The 16,740-nt window shown below is 58.8% G+C and carries 18 protein-coding genes; 9 read left to right on the forward strand and 9 right to left on the reverse strand.

Annotated elements, in window-relative coordinates:
- Positions 1-41: 41 nt before the first annotated feature.
- Genes dnaQ through DL1_RS14765 form a run of 4 tightly spaced genes read right to left on the reverse strand, consistent with a single transcriptional unit; the run spans position 42 to position 2,755 of the window.
- Complete coding sequence (dnaQ, locus tag DL1_RS14750; RefSeq protein ID WP_038067823.1) at positions 42-737, reverse strand: DNA polymerase III subunit epsilon; 696 nt, start codon at positions 735-737, stop codon at positions 42-44.
- A complete protein-coding gene (gene coaE / locus DL1_RS14755) occupies positions 730-1,326 on the reverse strand; it encodes a dephospho-CoA kinase (RefSeq protein WP_038067863.1) in 597 nt (198 codons plus the stop codon). Before coaE ends, dnaQ begins: the two co-directional genes overlap by 8 nt.
- On the reverse strand, positions 1,326-2,165 hold the full coding sequence (locus DL1_RS14760) for a shikimate dehydrogenase (RefSeq protein ID WP_038067825.1): 840 nt from the start codon (positions 2,163-2,165) through the stop codon (positions 1,326-1,328). Before DL1_RS14760 ends, coaE begins: the two co-directional genes overlap by 1 nt.
- Positions 2,162-2,755 carry a Maf family protein gene (locus DL1_RS14765; RefSeq protein ID WP_081856355.1) on the reverse strand — a complete coding sequence of 198 codons (594 nt, stop codon included), beginning with the start codon at positions 2,753-2,755 and terminating at the stop codon, positions 2,162-2,164. The genes DL1_RS14760 and DL1_RS14765 overlap by 4 nt, the downstream gene beginning before the upstream one ends.
- Positions 2,756-3,156: 401 nt before the next feature.
- Between DL1_RS14765 and DL1_RS14770 the strand changes: the two genes are divergently transcribed.
- The 7 genes from DL1_RS14770 (at position 3,157) to DL1_RS14800 (ending at position 10,539) form a co-directional block, all read left to right on the forward strand.
- A complete protein-coding gene (locus DL1_RS14770) occupies positions 3,157-3,621 on the forward strand; it encodes a CopD family protein (protein ID WP_038067829.1) in 465 nt (154 codons plus the stop codon).
- Positions 3,622-3,754: 133 nt separating this feature from the next.
- A complete protein-coding gene (gene rho / locus DL1_RS14775; RefSeq protein ID WP_038067865.1) occupies positions 3,755-5,026 on the forward strand; it encodes a transcription termination factor Rho in 1,272 nt (423 codons plus the stop codon).
- Between the two features lie 33 nt (positions 5,027-5,059).
- On the forward strand, positions 5,060-6,343 hold the full coding sequence (gene mnmE, locus DL1_RS14780) for a tRNA uridine-5-carboxymethylaminomethyl(34) synthesis GTPase MnmE (RefSeq protein WP_038067830.1): 1,284 nt from the start codon (positions 5,060-5,062) through the stop codon (positions 6,341-6,343).
- Positions 6,344-6,345: 2 nt separating this feature from the next.
- Positions 6,346-8,217 (forward strand): tRNA uridine-5-carboxymethylaminomethyl(34) synthesis enzyme MnmG, encoded by a 1,872-nt coding sequence (gene mnmG, locus DL1_RS14785; RefSeq protein WP_038067832.1) that lies wholly within the window; start codon positions 6,346-6,348, stop codon positions 8,215-8,217.
- Positions 8,214-8,840, forward strand: coding sequence for a 16S rRNA (guanine(527)-N(7))-methyltransferase RsmG (rsmG, locus tag DL1_RS14790; RefSeq protein ID WP_038067834.1), 627 nt, complete (start codon positions 8,214-8,216; stop codon positions 8,838-8,840). The genes mnmG and rsmG overlap by 4 nt, the downstream gene beginning before the upstream one ends.
- The gene (locus tag DL1_RS14795) at positions 8,833-9,648 is read left to right on the forward strand and encodes a ParA family protein (protein ID WP_038067835.1); all 816 of its coding nucleotides are present in this window, start codon (positions 8,833-8,835) and stop codon (positions 9,646-9,648) included. The genes rsmG and DL1_RS14795 overlap by 8 nt, the downstream gene beginning before the upstream one ends.
- Before the next feature lie 3 nt (positions 9,649-9,651).
- Positions 9,652-10,539 carry a ParB/RepB/Spo0J family partition protein gene (locus DL1_RS14800; RefSeq protein ID WP_038067837.1) on the forward strand — a complete coding sequence of 296 codons (888 nt, stop codon included), beginning with the start codon at positions 9,652-9,654 and terminating at the stop codon, positions 10,537-10,539.
- Here the strand turns inward: DL1_RS14800 and DL1_RS14805 are convergent, their stop codons facing one another.
- The 4 genes from DL1_RS14805 to rph are packed head-to-tail and all read right to left on the reverse strand — an operon-like array spanning position 10,540 to position 13,387.
- A complete protein-coding gene (locus DL1_RS14805; RefSeq protein WP_038067839.1) occupies positions 10,540-10,893 on the reverse strand; it encodes a YbaN family protein in 354 nt (117 codons plus the stop codon). It abuts the gene before it with no gap.
- The gene (gene hemW / locus DL1_RS14810) at positions 10,893-12,050 is read right to left on the reverse strand and encodes a radical SAM family heme chaperone HemW (RefSeq protein ID WP_038067840.1); all 1,158 of its coding nucleotides are present in this window, start codon (positions 12,048-12,050) and stop codon (positions 10,893-10,895) included. The genes DL1_RS14805 and hemW overlap by 1 nt, the downstream gene beginning before the upstream one ends.
- Positions 12,051-12,068: 18 nt before the next feature.
- Entirely contained in the window at positions 12,069-12,677 is a 609-nt protein-coding gene (gene rdgB, locus DL1_RS14815; RefSeq protein ID WP_038067842.1) for an RdgB/HAM1 family non-canonical purine NTP pyrophosphatase, read from the reverse strand.
- Positions 12,674-13,387 (reverse strand): ribonuclease PH, encoded by a 714-nt coding sequence (rph, locus tag DL1_RS14820; RefSeq protein WP_038067844.1) that lies wholly within the window; start codon positions 13,385-13,387, stop codon positions 12,674-12,676. The genes rdgB and rph overlap by 4 nt, the downstream gene beginning before the upstream one ends.
- Before the next feature lie 120 nt (positions 13,388-13,507).
- Here rph and hrcA point away from each other — a divergent pair, with 120 nt between their 5' ends.
- Both hrcA and DL1_RS14830 read left to right on the forward strand, forming a co-directional pair.
- Entirely contained in the window at positions 13,508-14,569 is a 1,062-nt protein-coding gene (gene hrcA, locus DL1_RS14825; RefSeq protein ID WP_038067845.1) for a heat-inducible transcriptional repressor HrcA, read from the forward strand.
- A gap of 6 nt (positions 14,570-14,575) precedes the next feature.
- Positions 14,576-15,124 (forward strand): nucleotide exchange factor GrpE, encoded by a 549-nt coding sequence (locus DL1_RS14830; RefSeq protein ID WP_038067847.1) that lies wholly within the window; start codon positions 14,576-14,578, stop codon positions 15,122-15,124.
- A gap of 70 nt (positions 15,125-15,194) precedes the next feature.
- Here DL1_RS14830 and mutS read toward each other — a convergent pair.
- Positions 15,195-16,740, reverse strand: a 1,546-nt coding sequence (gene mutS, locus DL1_RS14835) for a DNA mismatch repair protein MutS (RefSeq protein WP_038067849.1), incomplete at its 5' end; no start/stop codon positions are given.

The raw sequence follows: 16,740 nt of genomic DNA on the forward strand, positions 1-16,740 counted from the left end.
AACGGAAAACTCGCATAAACACTGCAAAACATGGTGTGCCGCTAGTCAAAGCGCTTCCAGATTGCCGCCTCTCCAAGCTTTTCGACAAAGGCCGCATGCGCGTCCGCCTCGGCTGCCGTAAGGCGCGGCGCAAGCGGGGTTTGGCGCGGTTGCGGACGCCACGCGGTCGCGTGCGTATTCGACGACCGATCATCGCTGGCCAATTGCAGCCCAAAGCCGGGCTGACGCCCGCCGATCAGTTCAAGATAGACCTCGGCCAGGATTTCACTGTCGAGCAGCGCGCCGTGCAACGTGCGCGACGAGTTGTCGATATTGAACCGCCGGCACAACGCATCAAGCGATGCGGGAGAGCCGGGAAATTTGCGCCGGGCAATCGCGAGCGTATCGAGCGCGCGATCATTCGCGATCAGCTCCATCTTCGCCCAGCCCAGCTCGGCATTGAGGAATTTCATGTCGAACTTGGCGTTGTGAATCACCAGCTTCGAATCCGGCCCGATGAACTCAAGGAAATCCGCGCCGATCTGGGCGAATTTGGGTTTGTCCGCCAGAAACTCGTCGCCGAGCCCGTGCACCTCGAAGGCCGATTGCGGCATTTTGCGCTCGGGGTTGATATATTGGTGGTACGTCCGACCCGTCGGCATGTGATTGAACAGCTCAACCGCACCGATCTCAACGATCCGGTCGCCCTCTTCAGGCTCAAACCCCGTGGTTTCGGTGTCGAGAACGATCTCACGCATCGCGGCTCTCCTTGATCTTCGCAATCAGCTTTCGCACATCTGCGCGGGTTTGCTCAAGGCTGCGCGTCTCGATCACATAGGTCGCGCGGGCGCGCTTTTCGGCATCGGGCATCTGCCGGGCGAGGATCAGCTCCATTTGCGATTCGGTCATGCCGGGACGCGCAAGCACGCGGGTACGCTGGACCTCGGGCGGTGCCGAGACCACGAGGACCGCATCGCATTGCGTCTGAGCGCCCGTTTCAAACAAAAGCGGGATGTCGAGAACGATCAGATCGGCGTCTGAGTGGGCTTGGACAAAGGCCGCGCGCGACTGTGTCGTGAGGGGATGAACAATCGATTCAAGGCGAGATAGAGCCTGTTTTTTTTGCGCCAGGACCAGTTTCAACGCCGCACGATCCACCGCGCCATCCTTGATGGCATCCGGAAACGCCTCAGCGATCGGCACGACCGCCGCACCGCCACGTGCATAGAGGTCGTGTACGGTTTTATCCGCATCCCAGACCGGAATACCCGCATCGGCAAACATCTCGGCGGTCGTGGATTTGCCCATTCCGATAGAACCGGTGAGCCCAAGCAGGAACGGTCGCATCATGCGCTGAGCACCGCATCGCGCAAAGCGTCGGTCACCTCCGGGCGCTGACCAAACCAGCGCTCAAACCCGGGCACTGCCTGATGCAGCAACATCCCCAGCCCATCGACCACGACGCAGCCTGCCTCTTCGGCATCGACAAGGAACCGGGTGCGCAGCGGCGAATAAACGAGATCGCAACAGGTGGTCCCGGGGCTGAGCGCATCCAGCGGCACCCGGAAATCGGCCTTCCCGGTCATCCCGAGCGAGGTCGTGTTGACCACGGTATTCGCGCCCTCGATCATATTTCCGGCCTGCACCCAGTCATAGACGACAACGCGCGCGCCAAATTCGGTGCGCAAAGCCTCAGCCCGCGCGCGCGTCCGGTTGGAGATGCGGATTTCGGGAGCGCCGGTTTCAAGAAGCGAGGCCACAATGGCGCGCGCCGCACCACCGGCCCCCAGCACCGCTGCCGGTCCAGCGCCTGCCACCCAATTGGGCGCATGCTGGTTGAGATTGGCAATGAAGCCATATCCATCGGTATTGTCGGCGTGGATCTTGCCATCGGCGCGCAAAATCAAGGTATTGGCCGCACCAATCAGAGCTGCGCGATCCGAGACGACATCGGCAATCTCCAAGGCGCGCTCTTTATGCGGGATCGTGATGTTGACGCCCACAAAACCCATCCGGGGCAGGGTGCGCAGAACCGTTTCAAGATCGGCCTGATTGACGTCGAGCGGCACGTAATGCCCCGCGATGCCGTAGCTGTTGAGCCAATGGCGAAAGAGAGCAGGCGAGCGCGAATGTGCAATCGGCGAGCCAATCACGCCTGCGACAGGTATCCGGGGATGATCGCTCATGTGCTCAGCTCTCCTCGTGCGCGTAGCCAATTGAGAAATTCGATCAGGGGCAAGCCCAGGACCGCAAAGTAGTCGCCTTCGACGCGCGAGAAAAGCCGAACGCCTTCTTCCTCCAGCTTATAGCAACCGACGCTGTGACGAATGCTATCCCAATTGCGCGCGACGTAATCTTCGATGAACGCCTCGCTCAGCTCATGCATGGTGAGGCGCACCTCGCCGACATGGCGCCAAAGCGGCTCACCATCGCGCATCGCTACCAGCGCAGACAGCAGCTTATGGCGCTGGCCGGACAGGGCGCGCAGCTGATCGCGCGCGATCTCGGGTGTCTCGGGTTTGGACAGGATCTGCCCCTTGAGATCAAGCACCTGATCGGCGCCAAGGACAAGCGCCCCCGGTGTGCGCAGGGAAATCTTACGTGCCTTCATCTCAGCGAGACAATCAGCGACGTCGCGCGGAGAGGCGGATTCCGCCTCGAACCCGGCACGAATGCCGTCCTCATCGATGCGGGCGGGGCGTATCTCCAGAGACAGACCGGCGTTGCGCAAAAGCTGGGCGCGGATCTCGGAGGCGGAGGCGAGAAGGATGTTCATGACTATGTGGATAACCGGGCGCAGAACCTATGGGATGAAATGGGGCATAACCCGGATGTGGAAAGATCTCCACCGAAACGAGCGTGTTCCACGGCTGATCCACGGAGTTCATCCACCTGTGGAACGCAAATTTGGTCTGCTGTGAAAAATTCGGTGAATCCCCATTTCATCCCAAGAGTTATCCACAGAATTTAAGCTTGTGAGGATAAAATTTTTGATTTTTTTACAGAAACTTAGGAGATTTCTGGCGGAGAGGGTCACGACAGTTATCCCAAAGACCGGATCTGTGGAAAAGTACTGAACAAAGTGTTAATCCACACTATCCACAGGGCCTACATCATCATCATCTTTTCAATACTTATATATAATTATTAAGAAGAGCTTGTGGCATTGGAGGCGACATGACCGATTTTCTGAGCAACTGGTACCCGTGGATCAAGGCATTCCACGTCATCGCGATCATCACCTGGATGGCCGGGATTTTTTATCTCCCCCGACTGTTCGTCTACCATGTCGAGGGCCTTAAAAAGCAGGGCGTTCCACGTGGATCGGATATGGATCTTTTGTTTCAACACCAGGAACGGCTGCTGCTGCGCGCGATCATGAACCCCTCGATGATCGCGGCTTGGGTCTTTGGGCTCATGCTTGTGGCCACGCCGGGCATCGTGGATTGGTCGAGCATCTGGCCTTGGACCAAGGCGCTGGCGGTGCTCGGGATGACTTGGTTTCACATGTGGTGCGCGAAAGAGCGCAAAGCCCTGGCTGCAGGAACTTCGACGAAAACCGGCCGTCAGTACCGCATGATGAACGAAGTGCCGACGATTTTGATGCTCGTGATCGTAATCTCGGTCTTCGTGAAGTTCTAAGAAACATTGACTCGCGGTCCCGCGATGTTTAGGTGCGGATTGAGCCCGACCGTTCTGGTCATCCGGTTCTTCTGATGAAATCGATATGATGCGCCGTCCGGTCACCCGGTTCGACGCCAGTTTCAGGTATCCCATGAGCGAAACACGTCTCAATCTCGCCGATCTCAAGATCCGCAGCCCCAAGGAATTGTTGGCTCTGGCGGAGGAATGGGAGATCGAAAACGCCTCGACCATGCGCAAGGGCGAGATGATGTTCTCGATCCTCAAAGAGCATGCCGAGGACGATTGGGTAATCGGCGGCGATGGCGTGCTTGAAGTGCTGCAAGACGGCTTCGGTTTCTTGCGTTCGCCGGAGGCAAATTATCTGCCGGGTCCCGATGATATTTATGTCTCGCCCGATATGATCCGTCAGCACAGCTTGCGTACCGGGGATACTGTCGAGGGTGTGATCCGCGCTCCGGGCGAGAGCGAGCGGTATTTCGCACTCACGAAGGCTGAGCGGATCAATTTCGAGGAGCCCGAGCGCGCGCGCCACAAGGTCGCGTTTGACAACCTGACGCCGCTCTATCCCGATGAGCGGCTGAAGATGGAGATCGAGGATCCGACGATCAGAGATCGCTCGGCTCGTATCATTGATCTCGTCTCGCCGATCGGGAAGGGGCAGCGCTCGCTGATTGTGGCGCCGCCGCGGACGGGTAAGACGGTTCTGCTGCAAAATATCGCAAACTCGATCGAAAAAAATCATCCGGAATGCTACCTCATCGTCTTGCTGATCGACGAGCGTCCGGAAGAGGTGACCGACATGCAGCGCTCGGTGAAGGGGGAGGTGATTTCCTCGACCTTCGACGAGCCGGCGACACGTCACGTTGCGGTCTCTGAGATGGTGATCGAGAAAGCCAAGCGTTTGGTCGAGCATAAGCGCGATGTCGTGATCCTGCTCGATTCGATCACCCGTCTGGGCCGTGCCTTCAACACCGTCGTGCCGAGCTCGGGTAAGGTGCTCACCGGTGGTGTGGATGCCAATGCTCTGCAACGTCCCAAGCGGTTCTTTGGTGCTGCACGGAATATCGAAGAGGGTGGCTCGCTGACCATCATCGCCACCGCGCTGATTGATACCGGCTCGCGGATGGATGAGGTGATCTTCGAAGAATTCAAAGGGACGGGTAACTCCGAAATCGTGCTGGACCGCAAGGTTGCCGATAAGCGCGTCTTCCCGGCGATGGATATCCTCAAATCGGGGACGCGGAAGGAAGAGCTTCTGGTCGATCAGAAAGATCTGCAAAAGACCTTCCTGCTCCGGCGTATCCTTAATCCGATGGGGACGACGGATGCAGTTGAGTTCCTGATTTCGAAGCTCAAGCAGACCAAAACAAACTCTGAATTCTTCGATTCGATGAACGGCTGAGGCTGATTTATCGTTTTCCCTTAGGGGGTTACGATGGATACCATTTATGCATTGGCGACTGCTCGCGGCAAAGCGGGCGTGGCTGTGATTCGTGTTTCGGGTCCGCAGGCGTGGGAGGCTGCGCGCGCTTTGGCTGGCGAATTGCCGCGCCCGCGTGTCGCTGCGCTTCGCAGGCTTCACCTTGGCGTGGAGGCGCTGGACGAGGCGGTTGTTCTGATCTTCGAAGAAGGCGCGAGTTTTACCGGCGATGCCGTGGCGGAGCTGCATGTCCACGGCTCGGTTGCGACTGTGAGTGCCGTGCTTTCCGCATTGGCCCAGCAACCCGGTTTGCGTCTGGCTGAGCCCGGCGAGTTCACCCGGCGCGCGCTTGAAAACGAGCGGTTGGACTTGTCGCAAGTCGAAGGCCTTTCCGATCTGATCGAGGCCGAGACAGAGGCGCAGCGCAAGCAGGCCTTGAAGGTTCTGTCCGGCGCCGTCGGGGCCTATGTCGAATCCTGGCGTGCTGATCTGGTTCGGGCAGCCGCGTTGATCGAAGCGACGATTGATTTTGCCGATGAGGAAGTTCCGGTCGATGTCTCGCCGGAGGTCACGGAACTGATCGACCGGGTAAGCTACGGTCTGCGCGACGAGCTGCGCCGAATCGATGCCGCCGAGCGCGTGCGCGACGGGTTTGAAGTCGCAATTGTCGGCTCCCCAAATGCTGGGAAGTCGACGTTGCTGAACGCTCTTGCGGGGCGAGAGGCTGCGATCACCTCTGAGATTGCTGGGACGACGCGCGATGTGATTGAGCTGCGAATGGATATCGCCGGGCTCGCGGTGACGCTTCTTGATACGGCAGGGCTGCGCGAAACCGATGACGTTGTCGAAGCGATCGGTGTGAAGCGCGCGCTGCAGAGGGCAGGCGAGTCCGACCTGCGGATTTTCCTGCTCGATGGCGGGGATGTTCCGCTGATCGATCCGTTGCCCGACGATATTATCGTCCATGGCAAAGCGGATCTTTTTGAGGGGGAGGGCTTCGCGGTGTCGGGGAAAACGGGGCAGGGGCTTGACCGGCTGATCTCTGAACTGGCGTCGCGTTTATCCCAGCGTGCCGAGGGGGCCGGCGTAATGACGCGCGAGCGTCACCGGGTTGCGATACGTCAGGCATTTGAGGCTTTGGAATCGGCGCGAAATGAGGTATTGCGCGGATCTGATCGCAGTGAGCTGGCGGCGGAATCGCTACGGCAAGCTGTCTGGGCCTTGGAATCTTTGCTTGGCCGTGTGGATGTTGAGCACCTTCTGGATGAGATTTTCTCCAGTTTCTGCATCGGGAAGTAGGAGTGTTTCACGTGAAACATTACGACGTCATCGTTATTGGCGGCGGTCACGCCGGAACCGAAGCGGCACATGCCGCGGCGCGGATGGGTGCTGCGACGGCTCTGGTCACCTTGCGGCTTGAAGCGCTGGGTGTGATGTCGTGCAATCCCGCGATCGGCGGATTGGGCAAGGGGCATCTTGTGCGCGAGATCGATGCGCTGGATGGTGTGATGGGCGAGGCGGCCGACCGTTCGGGTATCCAGTTTCGCTTGCTCAATCGTCGGAAGGGTCCCGCCGTGCAGGGGCCGCGAACTCAAGCGGATCGCGCGCTCTATCGCGAGGCTATTGGTACGCTGACCGCGGCGCAGGATAATCTTGATCTGATCGAAGGCGAAGTGGCTGATCTCAAGATTTCGGAAGGCCGCATTTCTGGCGTGATCCTAGCGGATGGCTCGGAGATTTCTGGTCGTACGGCCATTCTGACCTCTGGGACATTTCTGAACGGCGTCATGCATATTGGCGATCAGCGGAAATCGGGCGGTCGTATCGGCGATAAGCCATCGGTCGCGCTGGCGGACCGTCTTAAGGGCCTGGGCCTCCCGCTCGGGCGGTTGAAAACCGGCACACCGCCGCGCTTGGATGGGACGACAATCGATTGGGGCCGCCTTGATAGCCAGCCTGGCGACGATGATCCGACGATGTTTTCCTTCCTGAATACGCGTCCTTTCGTACGTCAGATTTCTTGCGGAATCACCCATACGAATTCGCAAACTCATGATATTATTAGGGAAAACCTTGGACGTTCGGCTATGTATGGCGGTCATATCGAGGGGGTCGGTCCTCGCTATTGCCCGTCGATTGAGGATAAGGTGGTCCGGTTTGCCGATAAGGAATCGCATCAGATTTTCCTTGAGCCAGAGGGGCTTAACGACACTACGGTCTATCCAAATGGCATCTCGACATCGCTCCCGCAGGACGTGCAGGAAGCTTATGTCCACTCGATCATTGGTCTTGAGGCAGCACGTATTTTGCAGCCGGGCTATGCGATCGAGTACGACTATGTCGATCCGCGCGCTTTGGACCTGACGCTTCAGCTTCGCGATCTTCCGGGCTTGTATCTTGCCGGGCAGATCAACGGGACGACGGGCTATGAAGAGGCGGCGGCGCAAGGTCTCGCCGCAGGTTTGAATGCGGCGGCTGCAGCGAAGTCGCTTGATCCGGTCCACTTCAGTCGAACCGATAGCTATATCGGGGTGATGATTGATGATCTGGTGACGCGCGGCGTGACCGAGCCTTATCGCATGTTCACCTCACGCGCGGAATTCCGGCTATCTCTGCGTGCCGATAATGCGGATCAGCGTCTGACGCCGATGGGGCTTGGTCTTGGCTGTGTCAGTGAAACGCGTCGGGCGTGCTTTGAGGAAAAGATGGAGGCTTTGGAATCGGGGCGCAAGTTGATGGAGGGGATCACCCTGAGTTCGACGCAGGCGCGCGCGAAAGGTTTTCATATCAATCAAGATGGATCGCGCCGCAGCCTATTGCAGCTTTTGTCCTTCCCGGACATCACGATGGGTGCATTGCAAAAGGCGTTCCCCGAGATCGCCGGTATTCCAAATGATATCGGGGATCAGCTCGCAAGAGATGCGCTCTATGCCAATTACACCGCCCGACAAGAGCGCGATGCTGAGTCGATCAAACGCGATGAGGGTTGGGCGCTCCCGGCTGATTTCGATTATGATGGCTTGATCGGTTTGTCGAACGAGCTGAAGGGAAAGCTGAAAGCAGCACGGCCTCAGACGCTGGGGCAGGCGGCGCGGGTGGATGGCGTAACTCCAGCCGGGTTGACGCTGCTCCTTGCGAAATTGCGCCAGATCAAGAAGGCTAAAGTTGCATGAGCCGTTCGGAAGCGGTTTTTGCAGAGCGATTCGATGTTTCACGTGAAACATTAGAGCGCCTCTCAAACCTCGAAGCGCTGATCAAAAAGTGGAATCCGACGATCAATCTCGTCGCGCGCTCGACGCTGACAGATATCTGGTCACGGCATTTCGCGGATTCGGCTCAGATATTCTCCTTTGCTCCCGAAAATTCGGATCACTGGGCAGATTTCGGGGCGGGTGGCGGTTTCCCCGGATTGGTTGTCGCGATATTGGCCTTGGAAACCCGGCCCGAGCTTCAGATCTCACTCGTCGAATCGGATCTGCGCAAGTCGGCCTTTCTTGGAACGGCTATCCGTGACCTTGGTCTCTCAGCGCGTGTAATGGCCGAGCGCATCGAAGACATCGCACCGCTTGACTGTGACGTTCTGAGCGCACGGGCTTTGGCACCTTTGCCAAAGTTACTTGGGTTTTCTGAAGGTCACCTGCGAGAGGATGGCGTGGCGCTGTTTCCAAAAGGGGCGCGTTGGCAAGAAGAGGTTGCGAGCGCCCGGGAAAACTGGTCCTTTGACATCGAGAGCTGGCCGAGCCAGGTCGATCCGAATGGCAAAATCCTTAAAATTACCGGAGTACGGCGTGTCTGATCCGATTCGCGCGAATGAAGCCAGAATTATTACCATCGCCAATCAGAAGGGCGGGGTCGGGAAAACGACGACTGCGATTAATCTCGCCGCCGCATTGGCTGAAGCGGGTGAAAAAGTTCTCCTGATCGATCTCGATCCGCAGGGGAACGCCTCGACTGGCTTGGGGATCGAAGCGGATGATCGCGACGTCAGCACATATGAATTGCTGTTGGAGGATGCGCCGATCGGTTCGGTCGTTCGTGCCACAGAGGTCGAAAATCTGTTCTTGTGCCCGGCAACGACAGATCTTTCCTCGGCTGATATGGAACTCGTTTCGACCGAAAAGCGCAGCTTTCTTCTGCATGATGCCCTACGACATACAGACATAGACAACTTTGAGTTCACCTATATCTTGATTGATTGCCCGCCATCTCTCAGCCTTTTGACGGTGAATGCGATGGTGGCTGCGCATTCCGTATTGGTGCCGCTTCAGGCTGAGTTTTTTGCCCTTGAGGGTCTTTCGCAACTGATGCTGACGATCCGCGAGATCCGGCAAAGTGCGAACAGGTCTTTGCGGATCGAAGGGATTGTTTTGACCATGTATGATGTACGCAACAACCTGTCTCAGCAGGTCGAAGCGGATGCGCGCAATACACTGGGCGAGCTTGTTTTCCGGACGATGATCCCTCGAAATGTGCGGATATCCGAGGCCCCGTCTTACGCGCAGCCGGTTCTGAGCTATGATGGAAGTTCGCGCGGCGCCGTGGCCTATCGCGCGTTGGCGCAGGAGTTGGTCGCGCGCCACAAGGCCGCGAAAAAGGGAGCCTAGTCGATGGCAGAAAAACGAAATGAGCGCCGTGGGCTCGGTCGTGGTTTATCCGCTTTGATGGCGGATGTGGATTTGACTCCTGCGAGCGAAGAAGAAGCGCCGCGCCGCGCCGAGCAATTCATTCCCATTGAGCGGCTGGAGCCCAATCCTGATCAGCCCCGGCGTGATTTTGAACCCGGTGCGCTGGAGGAACTCTCAGCTTCGATCCGGGAAAAAGGCGTGATCCAACCGCTGATCGTGCGCGCCCATCCCAAAAAGCCGGATCATTTCGAGATCGTGGCGGGGGAGCGTCGCTGGCGGGCGGCACAAATGGCGCAGCTTCACGAACTTCCTGTTATCGTTCGTGTTTTTGATGACACTGAGGTGCTTGAAGTTGCGATCATTGAGAATATTCAGCGTGCTGAGCTGAACCCTCTCGAAGAAGCGCAGGCCTATCGTCAGTTGATGGAGCGGTTTGGGCATACGCAAGAAAAGCTGGCCGAGGCTTTGTCGAAAAGTCGCAGCCATATTGCCAATTTGATGCGGCTTTTGCAGCTTCCTGACGAGGTGCGTGAGTATTTGCGCGAAGGCAAGCTGTCGGCGGGACACGCTCGAGCGATGATCACGGCGAGTGATCCGGTGGCGCTCGCGCGTCAGGCTGTCGCGAAATCGCTTTCGGTGCGCGATGTCGAGCGTTTGGCCAAGAAGCCGAGCGAGAAGGCAGAACGCGCGCCGCGTCCTAAACCCCAGAAAGATGCGGATACGCGGGCGCTTGAGAGCGATCTGTCCGCGACGATTGGCATGAAAGTTGCAATCGATCACAGCGATCAGGGCTCAGGCAAGGTTTCTATCGCCTATTCCGATCTCGATGAGCTTGATCGCTTGTGCCAGCTGTTGAGCGGCGGGCGATAACTAGCTGTTCGGTCGGCTCCAGATGAAAATCGAAACCGCGATCAGCGTAACGGCCTGAATTGCCAGCAGGGTAGGGCGCAGCCCAATCGCCAGAGAAATTGAAAATGCGGCGACAATAGAGACTGTCGCCGCGATTTTCGCGCGTTTTGAGATCGCGCGGTGCTGTTGCCAGTCCTGGATTGCGGGGCCGAACCTTGGGTGATTGATCAGCCAGCCGTGCAGGCGCTCCGATGATTTCGCGAAGCAGAACGTCGCGAGCAGCATCAGGGGCACTGTCGGCAAGAGCGGTAGAAATGCGCCGATGATGCCGATCGCGAAAGAGAGGCATCCAAGACAGAGCCATAGGACGCGCATCAGGGAAGAAGCTCTCGAATGATCGCATTCAGGACGGGGCGACCCTCTTTTGTCGCGCGGATTCGATCCTGTTCCTGCGTGATCATGCCTAAATCTTCCAAATGGGACAGAGCAGAGGGAGAAAGCGGTTGCCCTGAGATCTGCACGTACCGCTCCGCATCCAGGCCCTCGGTCAGGCGCATCGAGAATAAAAGATACTCGATCGCCTGCTCAGTGTCATCAAGCGCCTCGCGGCTTAGCTCGCCCGATCCGGTCCGTGCGACCTGGTCGAGCCAAGCCGCCGGTGCTTTGGCCGTGTCGGTGGCAAAGCGCCGCCCATTTTGCGTGATCCGCCCATGTGCCCCAGGACCGATGCCCAGATAATCTCCGTAGCGCCAATAGATCAGATTGTGACGGCTCTCCGATCCGGGCCTTGCGTGGTTTGAGACCTCATAGGCAGGGAGCCCGTGACTTTCACAAACTTCCTGCGTGATTAGATACATATCCGCCGCAGAGTCATCGACGGGCAGGCCGCGCAGCTGGCCCATGTCGTGGCGGGCGCCAAAGACCGTGCCGGGTTCGATGGTCAACTGATAGAGCGAGAGGTGATCGGCGGCCATTGTCAGCGCCTCTGACAGCTCCCGGCGCCAATCGTCGGGGGTCTGATGCTGACGGGCATAGATCAGATCGAAGCTCACCCGCTCAAACGTGTCTCTCGCGATGTCGAACGCGCGCTGTCCTTCTGCGACGGAGTGCATGCGGCCAAGACGACGAAGGTCGTCATCGTTCAGCGCCTGCATGCCCATCGACACGCGGTTCACTCCAGCGTCAAAAAAGGCTCTAAACCGCCCGGATTCGATACTTGTGGGGTTCGCCTCGAGGGTAATTTCGGGATCATTCACCATCGGCCAGGTCTGGCGGACTTTCGTCAAGATCGCGCCGACCAGATCAGGATCCATCAGGGAGGGCGTGCCGCCGCCGAAGAAAACGGTGTTGAGCGTGCGTCCCTGAGTCTCACGGCCCAGCCGGTCGATCTCGGAGAGATAGGCGTTCGCCCATTGGGTTTGATCGATTTGGGTCGAGACATGCGAATTGAAGTCGCAATAGGGGCATTTCGCCGCGCAAAATGGCCAGTGGATATAAAGGCCAAAGCCGCCGTTGCGCCAATCCTCGGTCATGTTTGGCCCGGGCGCATCTCAGACCTCAAAGATGGTGACGAGCTGGCGGAACGCGTCGGCACGGTGAGAAATGCGGTTCTTTTCCGCCGGATCCATTTCCGCAAAGGTGATGTCATACCCATCGGGCTGAAACATCGGGTCATAGCCGTGACCAAGCGCGCCACGCATCGGCCAGACGATCTGACCTTCGACCTTGCCCGCAAACACCTCGTCATGACCATCAGGCCAAGCCAGCACGAGGGTCGAGCGAAACCGGGCCACGCGCGGGGCAGGGGCGTCGATATCCTCACAGGCATTCCAGGTTTTGGTCATCGCCATGGTGAAATCGCGGCCTTGCGGGGTCGTCGCCCAATCGGCGGTGTAGACGCCGGGCGCGCCGTTCAGACAGTCGACTTCGATACCGGAATCATCAGCCAGCGCCGGCAGACCCGTGGCCTTGGCCGCTGCATGCGCCTTGATCCGGGCGTTCCCGACAAAAGTGCTCTCGGTCTCTTCGGGCTCCGGGAGATTCATCTCTTTGGCGCCGACAATATCGATGCCGAACGGCGCGAGAAGCGCTGCGATCTCTTCGAGCTTGCCCGCATTATGGGTCGCGACGAGCAGCTTTTTGTCGGTGAACAGTCTCATGCGATTGCGGCTTTCTGAGCCTCGACGAGCTGGGCGACGCCTGCTTCGGCGAGATCCATCAGCTTGTTCATCTGCTCGCGCGAGAAAGTTGCGCCCTCGGCGGACATCTGGACCTCAATGATCTTGCCGCGCCCGGTCATGATGAAATTGCCATCGGTTCCGGCTTCGCTATCCTCGGCATAGTCGAGATCGGCGACCGGTTGACCGGCATAGATCCCGCAGCTGATCGCGGCGACATGGTCGGGCAGAGGATCTGACAGGCAAGCCCCTGATTTCATGAGTTTATTGCAGGCAAGGCGCAGCGCGACCCAGCCGCCGGTGATCGAGGCACAGCGGGTGCCGCCATCGGCTTGAAGCACGTCGCAATCGACGACGATCTGGCGCTCTCCCAAGGCGGAGCGGTCGACGCCTGCGCGCAGGGCGCGGCCGATCAGACGCTGGATCTCAACCGTGCGGCCGCCTTGTTTGCCCGAGGCCGCCTCGCGGCGGTTGCGGGTGTTCGTGGCGCGCGGCAACATACCGTATTCTGCGGTCACCCATCCGAGCCCCGAGCCCTTCAGGAAGGACGGCGCGCGGTCTTCTATGGTCGCGGTGCACAGGACATGGGTGTCGCCCATCTTGATCAGGCAAGAGCCTTCGGCATGTTTCGTGACGCCCGTTTCGATTGAAATCGTGCGAAGGTCGCTTAAATCTCTGCCGGAAGGCCGCATACGTAGATCCTCTTTGCTGATATGTGCTCATTTGAGCCGCACAGGGCGATGATGCAACCCCTCAAACCGAGATTGACCTTCCCCTTCACGCAGCTTTAACTCAGGTAGAGGTGGGTTTAGATGGCGGATAAGACAGAAATTCTTTCAGAAATGAATGATCGCTCGCGGGAGGTTTTCCGGCGGGTTGTTGAGGGCTACCTGAATTCCGGCGACCCCATCGGATCGCGCACGCTGACGCGGCAGATGAGCGAAAAGCTTTCGGCGGCGACCATTCGCAACGTGATGCAGGATCTGGAATATCTCGGGCTTCTCGACAGTCCACATGCCTCGGCGGGGCGCATCCCAACGCAGATGGGGCTGCGGATGTTTGTCGACGGGGTGATGGAGATCAGCCATATCGGCAATGAGGACCGCGCAGCGCTTGATGCGACGATGGGGGCGAATTCCGGCAATGTAGGGTCTATTCTAGACCGTGTGTCTAGCGCTTTGTCGGGCATGACCCATGGCGCAAGCCTGGTTCTTGCGCCCAAGCAGGAAGCGCCGATCCGTCATATCGAGTTTGTCTCACTGGCACCTGACCGCGCCTTGGTGGTGTTGGTCTTTGCCGATGGGCAAGTGGAGAACCGGGTGTTCACGCCGCCGATCGGTCAAACGCCCTCCTCGATGCGCGAGGCTGCGAATTTTCTCAACGCGATGGCGGAGGGACGGACGCTCTCGGAGCTCGGGGCCCATATTCAGCATCAGATTGCCAATCGGCGGCAAGAGATCGACACGTTGGCCGCCGCGCTGATCGATAGCGGTCTTGCCGCATGGGAGGACAAAGGCGAGCGCACCGAGCGTTTGATCGTGCGTGGGCGTGCGAACCTTTTGGATTCGGAGGATGACCTCGATCGGATTCGCAGCTTGTTTGACGATCTGGAGCGCAAGCGCGATATCGCCGAATTCCTCAATCTGGCCGAAGATGGCGAGGGTGTGCGCATTTTTATTGGCTCAGAGAACAAACTTTTCTCGCTTTCGGGTTCCTCTTTGGTTGTCTCTCCTTATATGAACGCTGACCGAAAGATCATCGGAGCGGTGGGTGTGATCGGGCCGACGCGGCTCAACTACGGACGGATCGTGCCCATCGTTGATTACACAGCGCAACTGGTCGGGCGGATGATTTCCGGCCAGAGCAAGGGATAAGAAGGCATGAGCGAGAAGAAAGACGAGATTGCCGAAGATCAGGCCGAAATGAACGAGGCATTCGAGGACATCATGGCCGAGGAGGTCGATGAGCTGGAGGCATTGCGCGCTGAGCGTGACGACATGCGCGACCGGTTCATGCGGGCCCTCGCGGATGCCGAGAATGCCCGCAAACGCGCCGATAAGGAGCGTCAGGAAGCATCGAATTACGGCGGCACCCGGCTGGCCCGTGACATGTTGCCGGTGTTTGACGCGCTGCAGCGGGCGCTGGACGCGGTCACCGAAGAGCAACGGGCGCAGAATGGCGCCTTGATCGACGGGATCGAGCTGACCCAGCGCGAGCTGATCAACGTGTTTTCGCGTCATGGCATCACGACGCTGGCGCCAGAGGTTGGCGAACGATTCGATCCTCAGCTCCACGAGGCGATGTTCGAGGCGCCGGTTCAGGGGACCAAGGCGGGCGATATCATCCAGATCATGGAGCACGGCTTCATGATCCATGACCGGTTGCTGCGCCCCGCCAAGGTGGGCGTCAGTTCTATGCCGAAATCCTGAGATCAGGGAGCGGGGGCTCTGCCCCCACTGACACGCCATAGGGCGTGTCAGCTCCTCCGGGATATTTTCGTCAAGAGGAAGATGGCTTTTCGATAAGCGCTCGGAGTTCGTAAAGGGCTTCGAGCGCTTCTTTTGGTGTCATCTCGTCCGGGATCAGGGCGCCGAGGCGATCTTCGAGGGCAGAGCTCTGGGGTGCTTTGGGCGCAGATTGCGGTGTGTTCGAGACTGAAAACAAGGGAAGATCATCGATCATCGCCTGTTTCTTACCGCCACCCTCGCGCTCGCCTTTTTCCAGCGAGTCGAGCACGATCCTTGCGCGGTCAACCACGGAAGCGGGCAGACCTGCGAGCCGCGCGACCTGCACCCCGTAGGAGCGATCTGCCGCGCCTTTGCGGACTTCATGCAGGAAGATCACGTCGCCTTCCCATTCCTTGACCGACACGGTGGCGTTCTCGACTCCCTCGAGCTTGGCCGAGAGGGCGGTCATCTCGTGATAGTGGGTTGCAAAGAGGGCGCGGCAGCGGTTGGCGGCGTGAAGATGTTCCATCACGGCCCAAGCGATCGAGAGCCCGTCATAGGTGGCTGTCCCGCGTCCGATTTCATCGAGGATCACCAGCGCGCGTTCATCGGCCTGATTGAGGATCGCGGCGGTCTCGACCATTTCGACCATGAAGGTCGAGCGGCCCCGGGCCAGGTCATCCGCCGCGCCGACGCGTGAGAAGAGCTGTGAAACAAGGCCGATATGGGCGGCGCTTGCAGGGACAAAGCTCCCGGCTTGGGCGAGCAGCGCGATCAGGGCGTTCTGGCGCAGAAACGTCGATTTACCGGCCATGTTGGGGCCGGTGAGCAACCAGATCGCCGGGGTTGCGCCTGTGGTCAGATCGCAATCATTGGCGATGAAGGGCGTTCCGGTCTTTTTGAGCGCGGCCTCGACAACGGGATGACGCCCGCCCGTGATCTCGAACGCATGGCTGTCATCGACCTTCGGTTCATTCCAGTTTTCGCCCCGCGCGAGATCGGCAAACCCGGTGGAGAGGTCGATTTCGGCAAGGGCGCGGGCGGCCTCGTTGATCGGGCCGGATTGGTCGAGAATGGCAGCTTTCAAGGTGAAATAGAGACGTTTTTCAATCTCCAGCGCATGGTTGCCAGCGTTCAGAATACGGGTCTCGATCTCACTGAGTTCGACGGTCGTGAAACGCACTTGATTGGCGGTGGTCTGGCGGTGGATGAAGCGCTCCGAAAGCGGCGCGGCAAGCATCTTCTCGGCATGGGTTGCTGTCGTTTCGATGAAATAGCCCAGCACGTTGTTATGCTTGATCTTGAGGCTCGAAATGCCAGTGGCCTCGATATATTCGGCCTGCATGCGTGCAATGACGCCGCGCCCCTCGTCGCGCAATTGGCGGGTCTGGTCGAGCTCTTCGTCATAGCCTGACGCGATGAAGCCGCCATCGCGCGCGAGCAGCGGCGGTTCGGCGATCAGCGCTGCGTCCAGCAGGGCGGTGAGCGCATCATGGCCGGTCAGGGCCTGTGCTGCGCTTTTGAGCAATTCGGGTGCGTCGATATTGGCGAGTTGGTCGGCGATTTGTCCGGCCTGCGCCAGACCGTTGCGAATAACC

This window comes from Thioclava dalianensis (assembly GCF_000715505.1).
Taxonomy (GTDB): Bacteria; Pseudomonadota; Alphaproteobacteria; order Rhodobacterales; family Rhodobacteraceae; genus Thioclava; species Thioclava dalianensis.

Bases quoted from the DNA above. Each gene is read 5' to 3' on its own strand.
- DL1_RS14760 (WP_038067825.1), bottom strand. From the start codon at position 2,165: ATGAGCGATCATCCCCGGATACCTGTCGCAGGCGTGATTGGCTCGCCG.
- rph (WP_038067844.1), bottom strand. From the start codon at position 13,387: ATGCGGCCTTCCGGCAGAGATTTAAGCGACCTTCGCACGATTTCAATC.
- hemW (WP_038067840.1), bottom strand. From the start codon at position 12,050: ATGACCGAGGATTGGCGCAACGGCGGCTTTGGCCTTTATATCCACTGG.
- rdgB (WP_038067842.1), bottom strand. From the start codon at position 12,677: ATGAGACTGTTCACCGACAAAAAGCTGCTCGTCGCGACCCATAATGCG.
- DL1_RS14830 (WP_038067847.1), top strand. From the start codon at position 14,576: ATGAGCGAGAAGAAAGACGAGATTGCCGAAGATCAGGCCGAAATGAAC.
- DL1_RS14770 (WP_038067829.1), top strand. From the start codon at position 3,157: ATGACCGATTTTCTGAGCAACTGGTACCCGTGGATCAAGGCATTCCAC.
- DL1_RS14765 (WP_081856355.1), bottom strand. From the start codon at position 2,755: ATGAACATCCTTCTCGCCTCCGCCTCCGAGATCCGCGCCCAGCTTTTG.
- mnmE (WP_038067830.1), top strand. From the start codon at position 5,060: ATGGATACCATTTATGCATTGGCGACTGCTCGCGGCAAAGCGGGCGTG.
- coaE (WP_038067863.1), bottom strand. From the start codon at position 1,326: ATGCGACCGTTCCTGCTTGGGCTCACCGGTTCTATCGGAATGGGCAAA.
- dnaQ (WP_038067823.1), bottom strand. From the start codon at position 737: ATGCGTGAGATCGTTCTCGACACCGAAACCACGGGGTTTGAGCCTGAA.
- DL1_RS14805 (WP_038067839.1), bottom strand. From the start codon at position 10,893: ATGCGCGTCCTATGGCTCTGTCTTGGATGCCTCTCTTTCGCGATCGGC.
- hrcA (WP_038067845.1), top strand. From the start codon at position 13,508: ATGGCGGATAAGACAGAAATTCTTTCAGAAATGAATGATCGCTCGCGG.
- rho (WP_038067865.1), top strand. From the start codon at position 3,755: ATGAGCGAAACACGTCTCAATCTCGCCGATCTCAAGATCCGCAGCCCC.
- rsmG (WP_038067834.1), top strand. From the start codon at position 8,214: ATGAGCCGTTCGGAAGCGGTTTTTGCAGAGCGATTCGATGTTTCACGT.
- DL1_RS14800 (WP_038067837.1), top strand. From the start codon at position 9,652: ATGGCAGAAAAACGAAATGAGCGCCGTGGGCTCGGTCGTGGTTTATCC.